General features: G+C 70.3%; 17 protein-coding genes. 3 read left to right on the top strand and 14 right to left on the bottom strand.

Translation table 11 applies throughout. From position 1 onward, the window contains the following. Nucleotides 1–52: 52 nt before the first annotated feature. Nucleotides 53–1,495, top strand: a complete 1,443-nt coding sequence (locus C1N74_RS02405) for an HNH endonuclease signature motif containing protein (protein ID WP_137749889.1) — start codon at nt 53–55, stop codon at nt 1,493–1,495. Between the two features lie 45 nt (nt 1,496–1,540). Here the strand turns inward: C1N74_RS02405 and C1N74_RS02400 are convergent, their stop codons facing one another. Continuing rightward, the gene (locus C1N74_RS02400) at nt 1,541–2,467 is read right to left on the bottom strand and encodes a cytochrome b/b6 domain-containing protein (protein ID WP_137749888.1); all 927 of its coding nucleotides are present in this window, start codon (nt 2,465–2,467) and stop codon (nt 1,541–1,543) included. 12 nt (nt 2,468–2,479) lie between these two features. Further along, entirely contained in the window at nt 2,480–3,256 is a 777-nt protein-coding gene (locus C1N74_RS02395; RefSeq protein WP_137749887.1) for an enoyl-CoA hydratase-related protein, read from the bottom strand. 119 nt (nt 3,257–3,375) lie between these two features. On the opposite strand from C1N74_RS02395, the gene C1N74_RS02390 reads away from it, so the two are divergent. Next, a complete protein-coding gene (locus C1N74_RS02390) occupies nt 3,376–7,167 on the top strand; it encodes a choice-of-anchor I family protein (protein ID WP_219994755.1) in 3,792 nt (1,263 codons plus the stop codon). A gap of 38 nt (nt 7,168–7,205) precedes the next feature. Here the strand turns inward: C1N74_RS02390 and C1N74_RS02385 are convergent, their stop codons facing one another. Genes C1N74_RS02385 through C1N74_RS02370 form a run of 4 tightly spaced genes read right to left on the bottom strand, consistent with a single transcriptional unit; the run spans nt 7,206 to nt 11,543 of the window. Next, nucleotides 7,206–8,396: a bifunctional 2-methylcitrate synthase/citrate synthase gene (locus C1N74_RS02385; protein WP_114598080.1), complete on the bottom strand. Its 1,191-nt coding sequence runs from the start codon at nt 8,394–8,396 to the stop codon at nt 7,206–7,208. 41 nt (nt 8,397–8,437) lie between these two features. Beyond that, a complete protein-coding gene (prpB, locus tag C1N74_RS02380) occupies nt 8,438–9,364 on the bottom strand; it encodes a methylisocitrate lyase (protein WP_103841414.1) in 927 nt (308 codons plus the stop codon). After that, nucleotides 9,364–10,884 (bottom strand): MmgE/PrpD family protein, encoded by a 1,521-nt coding sequence (locus tag C1N74_RS02375; protein ID WP_137749886.1) that lies wholly within the window; start codon nt 10,882–10,884, stop codon nt 9,364–9,366. The genes prpB and C1N74_RS02375 overlap by 1 nt, the downstream gene beginning before the upstream one ends. After that, a complete protein-coding gene (locus tag C1N74_RS02370; protein ID WP_071918584.1) occupies nt 10,881–11,543 on the bottom strand; it encodes a GntR family transcriptional regulator in 663 nt (220 codons plus the stop codon). The genes C1N74_RS02375 and C1N74_RS02370 overlap by 4 nt, the downstream gene beginning before the upstream one ends. Before the next feature lie 107 nt (nt 11,544–11,650). On the opposite strand from C1N74_RS02370, the gene C1N74_RS02365 reads away from it, so the two are divergent. Beyond that, nucleotides 11,651–12,181, top strand: coding sequence for a ribonuclease H (locus C1N74_RS02365; protein WP_036304688.1), 531 nt, complete (start codon nt 11,651–11,653; stop codon nt 12,179–12,181). 7 nt (nt 12,182–12,188) lie between these two features. On the opposite strand, the gene C1N74_RS02360 is transcribed toward C1N74_RS02365, so the two are convergent. The 8 genes from C1N74_RS02360 to C1N74_RS02325 all read right to left on the bottom strand — a co-directional run bounded on the left by C1N74_RS02360 (nt 12,189) and on the right by C1N74_RS02325 (nt 17,919). Further along, the gene (locus C1N74_RS02360) at nt 12,189–12,836 is read right to left on the bottom strand and encodes a hypothetical protein (RefSeq protein ID WP_137749885.1); all 648 of its coding nucleotides are present in this window, start codon (nt 12,834–12,836) and stop codon (nt 12,189–12,191) included. 101 nt (nt 12,837–12,937) lie between these two features. After that, nucleotides 12,938–13,549, bottom strand: coding sequence for a hypothetical protein (locus tag C1N74_RS02355; RefSeq protein ID WP_137749884.1), 612 nt, complete (start codon nt 13,547–13,549; stop codon nt 12,938–12,940). A 45-nt stretch (nt 13,550–13,594) separates the two neighbouring features. Beyond that, the gene (locus C1N74_RS02350) at nt 13,595–13,966 is read right to left on the bottom strand and encodes a hypothetical protein (RefSeq protein ID WP_071918587.1); all 372 of its coding nucleotides are present in this window, start codon (nt 13,964–13,966) and stop codon (nt 13,595–13,597) included. 53 nt (nt 13,967–14,019) lie between these two features. Then, entirely contained in the window at nt 14,020–14,904 is an 885-nt protein-coding gene (locus C1N74_RS02345) for a hypothetical protein (RefSeq protein WP_137749883.1), read from the bottom strand. Nucleotides 14,905–14,914: 10 nt separating this feature from the next. Then, a complete protein-coding gene (locus C1N74_RS02340) occupies nt 14,915–15,763 on the bottom strand; it encodes a hypothetical protein (protein ID WP_137749882.1) in 849 nt (282 codons plus the stop codon). Next, nucleotides 15,760–16,335, bottom strand: coding sequence for a hypothetical protein (locus C1N74_RS02335; RefSeq protein ID WP_023952672.1), 576 nt, complete (start codon nt 16,333–16,335; stop codon nt 15,760–15,762). The genes C1N74_RS02340 and C1N74_RS02335 overlap by 4 nt, the downstream gene beginning before the upstream one ends. A gap of 46 nt (nt 16,336–16,381) precedes the next feature. Beyond that, a complete protein-coding gene (locus C1N74_RS02330) occupies nt 16,382–17,620 on the bottom strand; it encodes a hypothetical protein (protein ID WP_023952675.1) in 1,239 nt (412 codons plus the stop codon). Continuing rightward, complete coding sequence (locus C1N74_RS02325; RefSeq protein ID WP_023952676.1) at nt 17,617–17,919, bottom strand: hypothetical protein; 303 nt, start codon at nt 17,917–17,919, stop codon at nt 17,617–17,619. The genes C1N74_RS02330 and C1N74_RS02325 overlap by 4 nt, the downstream gene beginning before the upstream one ends. Nucleotides 17,920–17,956: the final 37 nt, after the last annotated feature.

Below are 17,956 nucleotides of genomic sequence, written 5' to 3'. Positions count from 1 at the left end.
ACTCGCACTTTTGTTCGATTTCGATGTCGTACCCCACTGTCATGATGGGAACATGACGGCGAATGGCGCAGGTGGCGAGGTGGGACGCGGAACGCTCGCGCCGTCGCAGGCGCTCGCTTTCTCGCGATACGCCGAGGCTCTCGACCTCTCCCACGCCGCCGACCTCGCCCGCACCCGGGCGCTGGCCGATCTGGGTCGCGCCGCGCTGCACGAGGCGCGCCGTGATGGGGTGCGGGGGATGGCGTCGGACATGGAGCTGCGGTCGGTCGCGGCCGAGGCGGCGGGGATGGCGCGGCTCACCGACCGGCGGTTGCAGGGTGAGATCGACCATGCGATGACCGTCATCGACGACTATCCCGCGGTGTTCGAGGCGTGGGTCTCACGGCGGATCGAACGCGGACATGTCGATGTGGTCGTGCGGGTCGGCGCGGGGGTGCCGGTCGAGGTGCGGTCAGAGTACGCGGAAGCCGCGATCGGGGTGTGTGAGCGGGATGTGCCCTCCCGGGTGCGCGGTGCGCTGGAGGCCCTGGCGGCCAGGTTGCACCCGCAGACGTTCACCGAGCGGCATAAGACCGCGGTCGCGGAACGGTGCGTGCGGGTGTTCCACGGGTCCGATGGGATGTCGAACCTCGTCGCCAGTCTGCCCACGGTGATCGCGGCGGGGATGCTCGACCGGCTCACGCAGATGGGACAGTCGGTGAAGGACGCCCGGGTGGAGAGTGCCGGAGCGGACGGGGGCGCGGATGCTGGCGCGGACGCCGCCGGGGAGGATGCCGCCGGGATGGCTGGCGCCGGGATGGGTGCAGTCAGCTCGGGTGAGGATGCCGCAGGCGCAGGCGCCGCTGGAGAGGCTGCCGCTGATACGCGGACCATGGATCAGCTGCGCGCAGACATTCTGGGCGACCTGGTGCTCGGCGGGGCACCCGTGGTCGACCCGACCTACGGGACCGACCGGCCCGGTGGGCTCGGCGCGATCCGGGCACGCGTGCAAGTCGCCGTCACCGCGGAGACCCTGATGGGGCGGGACGAGAACCCCGCCGAAGCCGTCGGGGGCGCGCTGATCGACGCCGACACGGCACGACAGCTCGCGGGACAGGTATCGGAGTGGGACCGACTCTTCATCGACCCGGTCACCCGGACGCCGGTCGAGATCCACACGTACCGGCCCACCGCATCGATGAAGAAACTCCTGATGGCCCGGGATCAGCACTGCCGGTTCCCCGGATGCCGCCGGGCCGCGATCCGCTGCGAAATCGACCACACCGTCGATCACGCCCTCGGCGGGCACACCCACATCTCCAACCTCGCCCACCTCTGCCAACGACACCACTCCATGAAGCAATTCATCAAGTGGGAAGTCCGGCAGCTCGGCGGCGGGGTCCTCGAATGGACCTCACCCCTCGGACGGGTCTACCGCGAAGACGTACCCATACCCGCGGTGTGCTTCACCAGCGACACCGCAAACCCGCCACCGGATGAACCACCACCTTTCTGACATCGCGTGATGACGCGGGCGTGATCTCCGACCCGCAGGCGCGCGTCAACGGGTGATGGTCGTGCCGAACAATCGTGCGATCGGTACGAGGACAGCGGGGCGAGCGGCGACACACGCGCCGACGATGACGCCGAGCGACAGCACGAAGAGCCAGAACCCGGTCCAGTTGTCGGCGTACGCCGCCGGGTCGGCCGACCCTTGCGCGGCATACATGTGATTGAGGTTGCGAAGCGCTCCCGTGGCCAGGACGAGAGCGACATGGGTCACGATGAAGACGACGAAGAAGAGCATCACCAGCACGTGCAGGCGTCGCGCCCACTCGATCGGATACAGACGGTTGAGCCTCCCGTCACCACGCGGCCAGACGGTGCTGAGGCGCGCACCGGTGGCGACCGCGAGCGGAGCAGCGACGAACACCGTCGTGGCGTAGGCGAGCTGCTGCAGGCTGTTGTAGTTGACCCAGCCGTTCTCCGTCGGCCAATCGAGCGACACGTATTGCAACGCCGCCGACACCGCGTTCGGCACGACCTCCCAGCTCGTCGGCACGATGCGCATCCACTGTCCGGTCGCGAAGAGCAGGATCACGAACACGACGCCATTGCCCATCCAGAGCACATCGAGCGCCTGGTGGAACCAGATCGTGAGGCTCGTCCGGCGCTTCGGCCTGCCCCGCGGCGACCAGAACACCCTCGGACGCTTCTCCTCCCGCGCCTGCAGACCCGTGCGGATGATCAGCACCATCAGGAAGGCGTTGAAGAAGTGCTGCCAGGCGAGCCACGGCGGAATCCCGACCGGCGCCCCCTCCGGCAGGGGGTATGCGCCCGGGTAGCGTTCGACGAACCCGCGCATCGCATCGAGACTCAGCATCCAGCGCGCCGACGCGACGGCTCCCGCGGCCGCGAGCACCAGGGCCACGCCGAGGACGGCGACCAGCGTCGCCCGTCGGCGCGCGGCGGACCCGCGTTCGAGCATCACCGCAGAAGGTCAGCGGTGTCGGAACTCGGGGCTGCGCTTCTCGGCGAAGGCGGCCATGCCTTCCTTCTGGTCCTCGAGCGCGAACAACGACGCGAAGAGCGTGCGCTCGAGGCGGAGGCCCTCGGCCGCAGTCGTCTCCTGCGAGGCGCGCAACGCCTGCTTGGCGGCATAGGCGACGGGAAGCGAGCGCGACGCGATCCGATCGGCCACCGCACCGGCTTCCTCGAGCAGCTTTTCCGCCGGAACCACACGAGATACGAGTCCGGCGCGCTCCGCCTCCTCCGCCGGCATCCGACGTCCGGTCAGCACGAGCTCCGCGGCCTTGTAGTAGCCGACGGCGCGCGTCAGCCGCTGCGTCCCGCCGATGCCCGGGATGACGCCGAGATCTATCTCGGGCTGCCCGAACACCGCGGTGTCGGCGGCCAGCACGATGTCGCACATCATTGCCAGCTCGCACCCGCCGCCGAGCGCGAACCCGGCAACCGCGGCGACGACGGGGGTACGCACCCGCGCGAAGTCCTCCAGCGCCGCGAAAGGATTCTCCATGGACATGTCGCGGGCGCTCTTGCCCGCCATCTCTTTGATGTCCGCGCCGGCCGCGAACGCCCGCTCCGAGCCGGTCACGACGATCGCGCCGATCGCCTCGTCGCGGTCGAACGCCATGGCCGCGTCGGCGAGTTCGGCGACGAGCGTCGAGTTCAGGGCGTTCAACGCCTCCGGTCGGTTCAGTGTCAGCCAGCCGACGCGCCCTCGCGTCTCGCTGACGATGGTCGTGTAGTCGCTCATCCCCTCATCGTGCCACGCGCCTCTCCGCGCGTCTCCGATCGGTTGCCGGGCATTCACATGCCGGACACGTGCGGAGAGTACTCACGACCTGCACCCGTTCACCCGACCAGAGGACACCTATGCCTTCGCCTGCCCGGAGCCGCACGGTTCCCCGCACGCTCGCCGCCGTCGCGACGGCCGCACTCACCTGCACGCTGGCGCTGACGCCGCTCACCACGGCATCCGCCGCGATCGTCAGCGAACCGATCACCGACTCCGCTCCCGGTGCCGCACTCGCACTGACGCCGATCGGCACGCACGAGACCGGCGTCTTCGACGAGTCGGCCGCCGAGATCGTGCAGTCGTACCGCGACCGCCTCTACGTCGTCAACGCGCAGGCCGGCTCGGTGACGGTGCTCGACAACAACGACCCGACCACGCCGGTCGAGCTGTTCACCATCGCCGATGCCGGCACGGCGAACTCCCTCGCGATCCGCGACGACGGTCTCGGCGTCGTGGCCTTCGAGGCCGAGGACAAGACCGCGAACGGAACGCTGGTGTTCTTCGACGCGAACGCCGGCGACGCGGCATCCGCTCGCCTCGGCTCGGTCACCGTCGGCGCCCTGCCCGATATGGTCACGATCTCGAAGGACGGCGCGTACGCGGTCGTCGCGAACGAGGGCGAGCCCGCCGACGACTTCTCGGTCGACCCGGAAGGATCCGTCGGTGTCGTCGCGCTTCCCAAGACCGTCTCGGCTCCCGCGCAGGCGGCCGTGCGCATCGCGAGCTTCGGCGCGTTCGAGCCCGGCGGCTCGAAGACGCTTCCGGCCGGCGTGCGCGTGTTCGGACCGGACGTCGCGGCACCGGACCAGGGAGACAAGCCCCTCGACGCCAACCGTGTCAGCCGCAACCTCGAGCCCGAGTACATCACCGTCGACGGCACGACCGCTTACGCGGCGCTCCAGGAGGCGAACGCGATCGCCGTCGTCGACCTCGCCAAGGCCGAGGTCACCAAGGTCGTCCCGCTCGGGTTCAAGGATCACGGCGCGACCGGCAACGGGCTCGACGCGAGCGACAAGGACGGCGCGATCAACATCGCCACCTACGCCGGCCTGAAGGGCGTCTACATGCCCGACGGCATCCAGTCGTACTCGGCCACGGCGGGCGGCAAGGCCACGACCTACCTCGTCACCGCCAACGAGGGTGACGCCCGCGAGTGGGGCGACTACGCGGAGGCCGTCCGTGTGAAGGACCTCGGCAAGAAGGGGCTCCCGGCCGTCTGCGCCGATTCCCCCCTCGCGGCGCAGCTCGGCGATGCAGCCCTCGGACGTCTGAACGTCACGATCGAGGACGGTCTGCGCGCGGACGGCAGCTGCTACGACGAGCTGTACTCCTTCGGCGGGCGCTCGTTCTCGATCTGGGGCACCGACGGCTCGCTGGTGTTCGACTCCGGCGACCAGTTCGAGCAGATCCTCGCGCGCGTCGTGCCCGAGTACGTCAACTCGAACCACACCGAGGCCAACCTCGAGGGACGCAGCGACGACAAGGGCCCCGAGCCCGAGAACCTGTCGATCGGCACGGTCGGCGGCCGCACGTACGCCTTCATCGGCTTCGAGCGCGTCGGCGGCGTCATCGTCTACGACATCACGGACCCGAAGGCACCGGCCTACGTCACGTACGTCAACAACCGCGACTTCAGCGCCGCCGCCGACGCGCCGGCTGCGGGCGACCTCGGCCCGGAGGGCATCCAGTTCATCCCGGCGCACCGCTCACCCTCCGGACAGGCTCTCCTCGTCGTCGGCAACGAGGTGTCGGGCAGCACGACGGTCTACGGCATCGAGCAGCTCGTCGGCGGCGCGCCGGTGACGCAGCCCGACATCCGCATCCTGACGATCAACGACTTCCACGGCCGTCTCGTGCCGGAGTCGAACGGCGTGGCGGGCGCCGCGGTGCTGGCGGGGGCCGTGGAGTCGTTCCGTCGGCAGAACCCGAACACGCTGTTCGTCTCGGCGGGCGACAACATCGGCGCATCGGCGTTCGAATCGTTCATCGACGCCGATAGCCCGACGATCGACGCCCTGCGCACCGCGGGACTCGACGCGAGCGCGGTGGGCAATCACGAGTTCGACCGCGGGTTCGCCGACCTCACCGACCGCGTCATCCCCCGCTACGAGGGCGACGCGGATGCCGACGCGTTCAGCGACCTCGCACTCGGCGCGAACGTCTTCGTGAAGGGCACCGATGAGCACGCCCTCAAGTCCTACACGATCAGGGAGGTCGACGGCACGAAGGTCGCCTTCGTCGGCACCGTGACCGAGCAGACCGCGGGCATGGTGAGCCCGCAGGGCATCGCGGGCATCGAGTTCCGCGACCAGGTCGCATCGGCCAACGATGCCGCGTCCGCGGCGGTCGACGACGGCGCCGATGTCGTGGTTCTCCTCGCTCACGAGGGATCCGCCGGCTCGGACTGCGCCGCGATCGCGACCGAGACCGGCGACTTCGGCGACCTCGTCCGCGGCGCGTCCGACGACATCGACGCGATCGTCTCCGCTCACACGCACCAGAGGTACGCGTGCGAGATCGGCGGCCGCCCGGTGATCCAGGCTCACCAGTACGGCACGACGCTGGGCTCGCTCGACATCGAGCTCACGGATGCCGGCGACCTCGCGTCGATCACCCCCGGTACCGTGTCGCTGTACGACACGACCGTCGGCCAGTACATCGCCTACCCCGACACCGAGACGGCCCAGGTCGTCGCGAACGCGGTGCGCATCGCGGACGAGAAGGGCCGCGTGCAGGTCGGCTCGATCACCGCCGACATCCTGCGCGGCAAGACCGCGTCGGGCTCGGAGGACCGCGGCGTGCACTCGACGCTCGGCAACACCGTCGCCGACGTCTACCTGTGGGCCACGTCGCAGAACCCCGCCTACGGCGGGCGCGACGCCGAGGTGGCGTTCATGAACCCGGGCGGCCTGCGCGCCGACCTGATGTTCGGCGACGACAACGGCGCTGTGTCATACCGCGAGGTCGCCAACGTCCAGCCGTTCGCGAACACCCTGGTCACGCTCGAGCTCACCCCGGCACAGATCAAGCAGGTGCTCGAGGAGCAGTGGCAGCCGGCAGGAGCGTCGCGCCCCAAGCTCGCGATGGGCGTGTCGAAGGGCTTCACGTTCGAATACGACCCCGAGGCGACGCGTGGCTTGCACATTCGCTCGATGCAGCTGAACGGTGAGCAGCTCGCGCTCGACGACACCACCACGAAGATCCGCGTCGTCACCAACTCGTTCCTCGCGGGCGGCGGCGACAACTTCGGCACCTTCGCGACGGGCACCGGCACGGCGGATTCGGGCCAGGTCGACCTGCAGGCGACCGTGGAGTTCTTCGCCGCCGTGGGCCCGGTCTCACCGGCGCCGGCGAACCGTGCCTACGTCGCCGGCGAGCAGCCGCCGATCGAGCAGCCCGGCTTCCCCGGTCCCGGTGCCCCCGGCGGCGAACCGGGCGAGCCCGGCGAGCCCACCGAGCCCGCCGAGCCCGCACAGCCGTGGGCGACCGTCGAGCTCGGCAGCGGCACCGTCGCGCAGGGCGGCACGCTCGCAGTGACGGTGACGGGCCTCGAGCCGGGGCAGCGGGTCGCCGCGACGCTGTTCAGCGAGCCGATCGTCGTCAGCGGCATCCCCGCAGCCGACGCCTCCGGCCGCACGGCGTTCTCGATCGCGATCCCGCGGGACTTCGAGGTCGGCGCGCACCGCCTCGTCGTGACGTCGGGCTCGCTCGCACCGATCGAGGTCGGCGTGACGGTGACGGCCGCCGCGCCTGCGGGCACGATCGCCGTCACCGGCGGGACCGCCCCGATCGGGTTCGCGGTGGCGGGCGTCCTTGCCCTCGCGCTCGGTGGCCTGCTGGTCGCCGCGCGTCGCCGCCGAGCCGCCTGACCCGTCCGAGTCCGCCCGGGCCAGCCCCGAGGAAGTCGTCAGCCGGCGGCTTCCTCGGGGCGCTCTGCTGCCTCGACCTCGGCCTCGTCCGCGACGTATCCGTCGACGTGCCGCTCGGCGGGGCCGTCGTACGCCGACAGCGGGCGGATGAGCGCGTTGGCGGCGTACTGCTCCATGATGTGCGCCGTCCAGCCGACCACCCGGGCCGCGACGAACAGCGGCGTGAAGGTGACGGTGTCGAACCCCATGAGGTTGTACGCCGGCCCCGACGGGTAGTCGAGGTTCGGGTAGATGCCCTTGCGGCCGGTGAACTCGCGCTCGAGGGCGTCGTAGAGCTCCGCGACATCCGGGCGATCGTAGTGGGCGACCAGCGCGTCCAGCGCCGCTTTCATCGTCGGCACCCGCGAATCGCCGCGCTTGTAGACGCGGTGACCGAACCCCATGATCTTGCGCTTCTCGGCGAGCGCCCGGTCGAGCCAGGCCTCGACGGCGGCGGCATCCCCGATCTCGTCGAAGACGTGCATCACGGCCTCGTTGGCGCCGCCGTGCAGCGGCCCCTTCAGCGCCCCGATCGCGCCCACCACCGCGGAGTACAGGTCGCTGAGCGTCGACGCGATGACCCGCGCCGTGAAGGTCGAGGCGTTGAACGAGTGCTCGGCATAGAGGATCAGCGACCGGTTGAACGCGTCGACCACGACCGGATCGGGCTCCTCACCGAAGGTCATCCACAGGAAGTTCGCCGCGTCGTCGAGGTCGTCGCGCGGCTCGACGATCTCGAGCCCCCGACGGCGACGCTGCCCGTAGGCGACGACCGCGGGCAGCACCGCGAACAGGCGCAGGCTTCGCTCGCGGTTGCGCTCGGGCGTCCCCACCGCCTCGAGAACGGATGCCGCGCCGGCGGTGTCGAGAGCGCCGAGAACGCTCACGGCGGTCCGCACCTCGTCCATCGGGTGCGCGTCCACCGGCATCCGGTCGATCGCCTCACGCAGCTCCGGCGGCAGCGCACGGTGCGGCCGAGCCCGTCGGCGCTGCTCGGCGAGCTGGTCGCCGGTCGGCAGCTCGCCGTGCCACAGCAGATGCGCCACGGCATCGACCGGCTGGGTCGCCGCGAGCTCCTGCACCGGGTACCCCCGGTAGAGCAGCGAGTTCGTCTCCGGATTCACCTTCGAGATCGCCGTCACATCGGCGACGACCCCCACGAGCCCCTTGCGGATGTCTTGCTCGGTCATGTTCTGTTCCCTCTCCGTCGAGTAGCCAGAATTTGCGGGTCTCAGCCCCGGTCGATCGACTCATTCTGGCGAGTGGACAGGGTGAAGTCGAAGACCGACGAGTCGAATCGCGTGTAGCCCTCGTAGTCGACGAGGTCGTACAGGTCGGCGCGGTGCTGCATCTCGCCGAGCTTCGCGGTCAGGTTCCCGGCCGTCGTGAGCTCGTCGAGCGCGCGGCCCGCCGCACCCATCGCGATGCGCAGCAGCGAGACCGGCCAGATGACGATCCGCACGCCCGCGTCGCGCAGCTGGTCCACCGTGAACAGCTCCGACTTCCCGAACTCGGTCATATTCGCCAGGATCGGCACGTCGACGGCCGACGCCATCGCCTCGAACTCCGCGAGGTCGCGCATCGCCTCGGGGAAGATCGCGTCGGCCCCGGCGTCGACGAGCGCGCGGGCGCGGTCGACAGCGGCATCCATCCCCTCGATCGCCCGCACGTCGGTGCGCGCCATGATGAGGAAGTTCGCGTCGCGCCGGGCATCGACGGCAGCCCGGATGCGGCCCACCGCCGTGTTCTCGTCGACGACGCTCTTCCCGTCGAGATGTCCGCATCGCTTGGGGTTGACCTGGTCCTCGATGTGGCATCCCGCGAGCCCGGCATCCTCGAGCGTCTGAATCGTACGGGCGACGTTCATCGGCTCGCCGAACCCCGTGTCGGCGTCGATGATCGCCGGAAGCTCGGTCATCCGCGCGATCTGCTGTCCGCGTCCGGCGACCTCGCTGAGCGTGGTGAGACCGACGTCGGGGAGCCCGAGGTCTGCCGCGATGACCGCGCCCGAGACGTACACGCCGTCGAAGCCGTGCTGCTCGATGAGCCGGGCCGAGAGCGGGTTGAATGCTCCGGGGAAGCGCAGCGTCTCACCGCTCACGAGTCGTTCCCGCAGCGCGCGGCGCTTGTCGGCCGCCGTGGTCTGCGAATACAGCATCAGAACAGCCCCCGCGGGTTCGGTGCCGACGCGATGACTCCCTCGCGCGCGACGATGTTCAGTTCGCGCACCTCGTCGGCCGTGAGCTCGGGCAGGCGCTGGGCGAGGTCGAGGAAGCGCTCGATCTCGGCCGGTTCGAGCACGGGCTCGGCGAGGATCCGGAACTTGCGGATGTAATCCTCGCGGGCGAACGGCCGGGCCCCGAGCGGGTGGGCGTCGGCGACGGCGATCTCGTCGATGATCGTCGAGCCGTCGGCCATCCGGATCTCGACGCGCCCGCCGAAGGCCTTCTCGGCCGGATCCTCCGAGTGGTAGCGCCGGGTCCACTCGGCATCCTCGGCCGTCGTGATCCGCCGCCACAGGGCGATCGTGTCGGGGCGGGCCGCGCGCTCGGGCGTATACGAGTCGACGTGGTGCCACCCGCCGTCCTGCAGCGCGACCGCGAAGATGTACGGGATGGAGTGGTCGAGCGTCTCGCGCGACGCGGTCGGGTCGTACTTCTGCGGGTCGTTCGCGCCCGAGCCGATGACGTAGTGCGTGTGGTGGCTCGTGTGCAGGACGATGCTCTCGACGTTTGTCGGGTCGCGCAGCTCGGGGTGCTCGCCGTAGAGCTTGCGGGCGAGGTCGATCCACGCCTGCGCCTGATACTCGGCCGAGTGCTCCTTCGTGTACGAGTCGAGGATGCCGCGCTTGGCCTCCCCCGGCGCCGGCAGCGGCACGGTGTAGGCGGCATCCGGTCCGTCGAGCAGCCACGCGATGACGCCGTCCTCGCCCTCGTAGATCGGGTTCGGGCTCGTCTCGCCGCGCATCGCGCGGTCGACGGCCTCGACCGCGAGCTTGCCGGCGAACGCGGGCGCGTGCGCCTTCCAGGTCGAGATCTCGCCCTTGCGCGATTGGCGGGTCGCCGTCGTCGTGTGCAGCGCCTGGCCGACCGCCTGGTAGATCGTCGGGGTGTCGAGCCCGAGCAGCGTGCCGATGCCGGCGGCGGCCGAAGGCCCGAGGTGGGCGACGTGGTCGATCTTGTGCTTGTGCAGGCAGATGGCCCGCACGAGGTCGATCTGGATCTCGTACCCGGTCGCGAGGCCCCGCACGAGCGCCGCGCCGTCGGCACCGACGTGCTGAGCGACCGCGAGGATCGGCGGGATGTTGTCGCCGGGGTGCGAGTAGTCGGCGGCGAGGAAGGTGTCGTGGTAATCGAGCTCGCGCACCGCGACGCCGTTCCCCCACGCGGCCCACTCGGGGCTCGTGCGGTCGGTCACGCCGAACACGCTCGCCCCCGCGCCGCCCCGCGAGACCGGGTGGTCGAGCGCCTGCGCGCGGGCCGAGCTGACGGGCGCCCGGGTGAGCGATGCCGCTGCCACGGCGGCGTTGTCGATGATGCGGTTCACGATCATGTCGACGACCTCGGGCTCGACCTCGACGGGGTCGACGGCGACCTCCGCGATCTTCCAGGCGAGCTGGTCCTCGCGTGCGAGCTCCTCGTCGCTGCGGTGGACGCGGACGTGATGGCTGACGGTCATGCGGATGCCTCCAGGGAGTCGAGGATGCTGGTCAGGGCGTTGTGCAGGTGGACATGGGTCGCGTGGGCCGCGAGGTCGGCGTCGCGGGCGGCGATCGCGCTCGCGATGAGCCGGTGCTCCCCGATCGACGCGGCGAGCCGCGCGGGGTTGTCGCGCGCGAGGCGCCGGACCCGCACGAGGTGAGCGCGAACCTTCGTGAGCGCCGACGTCAGGTAGGCATTGCCGGCCGCGTCGTCGAGGGCGGCGTCGAAGCGTGCGATGAGCGCGTAGTACGCGTCCGGGTCGCCCGCGGATGGCGCCTCAGGCTGCGCCGTGCGCTCGAACGCCGCGGCGAGTTCGGCGAACAGCGCGGCGTCGCCCCGGGATGCCGCGAGCCGTGCGGCGGTCTCTTCCAGCGCACGCCGCACCTCGAAGAGCGATCGGATGTCGTCGCGATCGATGTCGGCGACGACCGTCACCCGCGGCGAGGCCTGACGCACGAGGCCGTCGGCCGCGAGCCGCCGCAGGGCCTCGCGCAGCGGCGTGCGGCTGACGCCCAGCCGGGTCGCCTGCTCCACCTCGCCGAGCACCGCGCCGGGCGCGAGGTCGCCGTTCTGGATCTCGGTCAGCAGAGCGGCGTACGCGCGCTCTCCCGCTCGTGCTCCACCCTCGGCCGCCATGCGGCGATTGTATACACAAGAGCACGCAAACGGGCCCAAATCACCGGAATCCAACGTGAACGTATACAGAAATCGCATCAAGCCGGGCCCCGGGTACCCTTGCCCGAGTGAGTTCCGACCGATACACCGTGGCCACCGACGGCGCCTGCAAGGGCAATCCCGGACCGACCGGCTGGGCCTGGGTCGGCGAGGACGGCCATTGGGCCGCCGGAGCGATCCCGCAGGGCACGAACAACATCGGCGAGCTCCTCGGTCTGCTCAAGGCGATCGAGGACCACCCCGACGTCCGCGAGCTCGTCGTTCAGGCCGACTCCAAGTACGCGATCGACACGTACGCATCGTGGATGGACGGCCATCGCCGCCGTGGCTGGAAGACCTCGACCGGCGCGCCGACGAAGAACCGCGACATCCTCGAGCAGCTCATCGCCGCCCGCGACGCCCGCCGTGCGCGCGGCCTGCCCGACGTCATCCTCGAGCACGTCCGGGGACACCGCGGCCACGTCCTGAACGAGTGGGCCGACGAGCGAGCCGTGCGCGGCGCCGAGCACGCTGCGAAGGGCACCGCCAGTGCCTGGTCATCGCTCGGCGGGCTGCACGAGAAGCTGGACGTCTCGGAGGCGCCGAAGAAGAAGCGCTGACCCTGAGTCACAGCTTGTCGGCGAGGGCGCGGGGCAGCCAGACCCGGGGGTCCGCGAAGTCGCTGATGATCACGCCACCGGCGGGAACCGCATCGTCGTAGCGCGCCAGATCGAGACCGTGGGGCGAGACGGGCGCCTCGGCGAACGCCGCAGTGCGGATCCGCACGATCGCGGCCGCAAGCTCAGGGCCCAGCCGGTCGGCGGTCTGCCGCTGGAGGTCGGCCGCTCGGTCCTGCACCGTGGCCAGCGCGGCCAGAGCGACGAGCGCCGCCGACGCGACGATGGCGCCGCCGACGACGAGGGCACCGCACACGGTGAGGAGGATGCGGCCGTGGGCACGGTCGGTCGCCCGTAAGCGCGCGCCGAATAGTGTCGTCGCAACCAGGACGGCAGCGGCGACACTCACCGCGACGACGACCCCCTCCAGGTTCTCCGCGGGAACACGGAAGCCCGTGGACATGACGAGCGCCAGGGCGGCGCAGATCGCAGCCAACACCAGCACCCACCCGATCCACCCGACGCCCGGCGCCCGACCGCCGTAGCGGCGGCGCAGCTCGGCGCGGGCCGACTTGTTGCCTTCCTCGCCGATCGCGCGAGCGGCGTGCCAGATCTCCACAGCGTGCGCCCGCTGACCGGCGGCGTCGAATACCAGCATCTCCGCGTCGCGCGGGTGGAATGACCGCGAACCGAGGCTTCCGCGTACGTTGCGACGCGCGGCTTCGGATGCGACTCTGATCGACTCTTCGTCCGTCACCGTCAGGCGCGCTTCCTCCAGCGCACGCTCGCAACGATCGCGTCGCAGACGAGCTCCATCGCATCGATGCCGTCGTCGGGGATCTCGGTGCCGTCCACACGCTGGAGGATCGTCGATCGGAAGACGAGCGCTCGCTTCTGCTCGTCGGGCACGCGGATGAGATAGCCGTGACCTGCAGTGCGCACCTCCGCACCCTCGATCGTGGAGGTCTTCGCCGCAGACCACTTCAGGATCGTCCCGCGCTCGTCGAGCGGCCGTGCCCGGTAGCGCTGCACCATCGTCGCCCCCAGATCGGATGCCGTTGCACCCGCGGGTGCGATGAGCCACGAGGCGACGAGCGAGACCGGGATCGCGTCGTCCTCGCCGGCCTGCGACGGCGAGAAGACCCGGATGATGTCGGCACGCGTCGCCTCGGCACGGGCCGAAGCCACCGTCTCGCGCAGCGTCGCCAGCACCGCACCTCGGGAAGCGACCGGGAGCGCCGCGACGGCAGCGTCGACACGCTCATCCACCGATGCGAAGTCGGGCGTGTGAGCCTCCCAGCCGGTGGGCAGGAGCACCGCGAACGACGGCTCGCTCACGGTCTCACCGATCAGCTCCGCGCGCAGCGACATGGGGTTTCCTTCCGTCGGGGGTGCCAGCCTATCGAGCCGGCTGTGTCAGGTCGCATCGCGCATCACCTCGGGGATCCACGAGGCCAGCAGAGCGTCGATGATCACGCCGCCGGCCGGCACGTGCGGATCGATGGGCTCGAGCGCGATGCCCTCCGCGGCGAGTGCAGCGAGCGTCGCGGTACGCAGCTCGACGATGCGGCGCGCACGCTCGGGCCCGAGCGCGACGACGAACCCGACGACCCCGACGACAGCCGCGACGATCACCACCGACGTCGAGTGTCCGGCATCCCGGCTCATCGTGAAGCCGGCCGCCACGAGAAGCCCGACGGTCGCCGTCGCCATGTCGTCGGGTTCGAAGCGCGCACCGCGGCCGAGAGCGGCGGCCACGGCCGCGCACAGCGCTCCCACGAACAGCACGGCGAGCGGCCACCCGCCCGGGTGCCTCGCACCGTGGCGGGCACCGGTGAGGACTAGCGGGCCGGCCGCTTCCGCGTCTTGGCGAGCGCAGCCGGAAGCCAGCGATCGGGGTCGGTCTTTGCGGCGATGAGCGCCGAACCGACCGGGGCGGACGGGTCGAATGCGGCAAGAGCGGCATTGCGCTTGCCGAGGTCGGCGAACAGCGCCGTGCGGACGCGCAGGATCACGGCAGCGGCGCCTGGATCGAGTTCGGCATTCAGCCGTTGCTGCGCTTCGCGCGCCCCCGCCTCCACCTCGTCGATGGCGCTCAGATAGGCGCGCTCGACGCAGAGGTCGATCTCTTCGGTCGCCTCGGCGTCGCGCCGGCGCACGGCGACGATGATGAGGCCCACGATGACCGTGACGATCAGGCACACGAGTTGCGCCGTAGCCGGCCAGACGAGCCCATGGGAGAAGCTCAGCGCCACCGCGGCCGCCAGGGCGACGCAGGTCACGAGCTGCATGCGCAGGACGAACCGGTTCAGCGGTCGCAGCCTCGAGGCCGCGAGTGAGATCGCGTTCGCGAGGGCGCCGACCACGGCGAGGATGGTGGCCACGATCGCCACGTCAGCCGGATCGGACCGGATGCCCGACGCGAAGGCGGCCGCCAGCACGCTCGCCACGACGGAGAGGAACATCGCGAAACCGATCCAGCCGCGCTCGGGATTACGCGCGCCGAAATCGCGGACGAGTCCGCTCTTGGCCCGCCGCACCGCTTCGGAGCCGAGGTCGCGAACCGCGTCCGACGCGCAATCGGCCACGGCCCGTTGGCCGGCGACATCGAACACGTTGACCTCGGCCATGCCGGGTGTGAACTGCGGGAGGGCCATGGCCGACTCGACGCGGGGCTTGGCGCGCGCGACCAGCGTCTCGACCTGCTCGTCCGACACCGCGTTCACGTCAGCGCAGTCAGATCTCGTCATTCATGACGTCCGGAACCCAGGCGGCGAGCATGGCATCGATGATCACTCCGCCCGCGGGAGTCCGGGAATCGACGGGCTCGATCAGGATGCCTTGCGCCGAGAGCCCCTCGAGCGTCGCGGTCCGCAGCTCCACGATTCGGCGTGCACGCTCGGGCGGCAGGGCGGCCGAGACCTCGGAGCGCAGCCGCAGCGATACCGCCTCCACCTCGGGCAGCGTCTCGGCAAGCCCAACGTTCGCCGCGGTGTCGACAGCCTCGGTGTCTGCGGCGTTGCGCGCCCGGGCAACGAGCACGATGACGAATCCAACGACCCCGACGAAAGCAGCGATGAGCACAGCCGGCGTCAGCGGACCGGAGTCCCGGCTCATCGCGAAAGCCGCTGTTGCGAGGAGGCCGACTGTGACAACACCATGTATGCGGATGACTGCGCGGTTGAGGGCGCGCCCGCGGGCCGCGACCATGACGACGACGCAGGTCGCGGCCGCGACACCTGCGAGCACGACGGTGACGGTCGCCGTGTCTTCCGGGTCGAACCGGACGCCGCTGGCGAGGGCGGCCGCCACCGCCGCGCACAGCGCACCGACGAACAGCACCGTGAGCGGCCACCCGCCCGGGTGTCTCGCGCCGTGCCGTTCGCGCAGACGACGTCGCATCGCGCGACGAGCCTCCTCCGCCGCCTCGCGAGCTTCGTGCCACACTCTTAGCGCGAGCTCGCGCTCGCCAACGGCGCTGAAAGCCGCGAGTTCGACGATGTGCGGTTCCACGTTCCGGGGCAGTGCCGGCGCGATCTCCGCGCGCACGGCGGCGAGCTGCGCCATCAGCTGCGTATCTGTCATACCTCAGACCTTTCGGATACGTCGATAGTCGAGAGCGCGCGCTGCGCCAGCACCTGAGCCGCAGCCGCCGCAAGGGGTGCGAGCGGCGAGAGTGCAGCGACGACACAGCGACCATCGACGTCCAAGACGTATGCCGTCGACACGGTCTGCGGCAGGGCGACGCCATCGTCGTCGCGCTGAACCGGGTCCAGCACGGTCGCACGCCACCCACGGGCGGTGCCGAGATCCACCGCTAACATCTCCGCGCCCCAAGGCGAAGGGAGCAGCGCTTCGGCGACATCGCGCGCTTCCTCCGCATTCGAGGGCGCGGGGGCACCGGCGACCCCGAGCACCCCCAGCATTCCGTAGATCCCCGACGATGGCACGGTGAGCAGCAGCGCGAGGCTGAGCTCGCTGCCGAGCGTTGCATAGAGCGCAAGCCGGGCGGCGTCCTCGACATGTCTAGCAGTATCTGCCGGGGCGCTGGCCACCCGGGCGGCGATCCAATTGTTTACCTCCGCGTGAGCGTGGGGCACGGGACTCCAGATCGCGGGGTCAGCGCGCAGGACTATCTCGGAAACATGCGATGACATGTCAGCCTCCCCCGGCGGACGACCGAACGCGGTACAGCTGCCGAGCTTATCGCGCGAGCGAGGTGAGACGTTCGCTACCATCCTTGGCGATCCCGATGACGTCGAGCATCACGTCGATAGAGCCGCCGAGAGCCTCCGGCAGGTTTGTCGGGTTGCCAGCGAGGGCGTTCCACCCAGCCCTCCACCCGCCGACCCAGCGATTGCCCTGCGCGAGGTAGGCGGGCATGTTCACGACCCGCATGAGATTCTGCGAGTTCAGGCCGTGCACGGTGAATAGATCGGGGATGCGTCTGGTGAGGAACTGGTTCAGTGACGTATGGAGGTCGGCGAACTCGCTCCCGCCGAGACGAAATGCACCGCTGAGCCGCGGGAACCGGGCGCCTGCCCCCGCGAATTGAGCGAGGTCCCCCAGCTTGGCGAGCTTGCCGAAGGGGATGATGCCGACGGCGGCGAGTGCGACGCTCTGCCAGTCACCGCGCCCGGCGTTCAGCTTGGCGATCTCGCCGAGAAGGCTCAGCACTCCAGCCACTGCGGCCAGCACACCGGCAAGCAATGCAAGTGGGCCGGTCACGAGGAAAGCGACCACGAGCAAGATCACGCCGACGACGAGCAGAACGTCGAGCATGGCCTCGACGAACGGCATCGAGTTGTCCCAGAAGCTGTCGGACACGCCGTCGGCGTTCGTGCGCTCGAGGCTGTTGACGGCCGTGTCGTAGGCCGACTCCCATGTCTCGACAGGCGCGTCGTAGGTTCCCCAGTAGGCCTCCCACGACGACACCGCGGCATCGAACGCTGCCTGCGCGCCGGCGGTGCTGGGCCGCGTGCCGGTCTGCTCGACGTCGGGATGCAGGCGTTCCTGGGTGTCGAACTCGTGCTGGTCGGCTTCCGCACCGCTCAGGGCGCGCGATGCCTCGTTGACCTCGGGCCACGTCCGGTTCGCTCCGTCGACCCGCCAGTCGCTGTCGGCCTGGACGGTGCTGAGCGCGGTCGCATACGCCGCCAGCGCGGTGCCACTGGGGCGGTACCGGCGAGCCGCCGTCTGCAGGTCTTCGTAGACCTCCTTCGCCTGCTCGCGGACCGCCTCGAACGACTCGCCACGGCCCACGGTGCCGTCGGCGAACCGCTCAAGGGTCGCCGCCGCACGAGCCATCTTGTCGCCGAGCGACTCGATGTCGGCAGCCCGTGCGCTGATCGCACCGGGATCACCCTCGATCTTGCGCACCCGCCGACGACCCGGCGTCGAGGGCATCTCCTCGCGGGAGTAGATGAACGAGTTCTCGGTCATTCGGCGGACTCCATGCTCTGCGCGAGTTCCAGATCGGCCTGCTCCCAGCCCTCGCGGGCGTCGTCGAGGCGCTTCTTCATCTCTTCGAGGTTGCGACGCTGGGTCTCGCGCTTGTCGTCCCACTCGGACTCGAAGTCCTCGGCGGCACGGGCGAGACGACTGTCGCCCTGGGGGTTGCCGATCGCACCCACCAGGTCACCGGTGCGCGAGCCGGCGTCCTCGAACTCGGCGATGATGTCGCTCAGCGCATCGCTGAGCGCTTGCATCGAGTCGAGCGGAATGTCTACGCCGTCGGCCATTGCGGTCCCCCCAGGTTGTCGTGGAACAGCATAGGAA

The sequence above is a fragment of the Microbacterium sp. SGAir0570 genome (assembly GCF_005491085.2).
Classification (GTDB): domain Bacteria; phylum Actinomycetota; class Actinomycetes; order Actinomycetales; family Microbacteriaceae; genus Microbacterium; species Microbacterium arborescens.
Note: the sequence above shows the minus strand (reverse complement) of the source record. Positions and strands in the feature narration are given on the sequence as shown.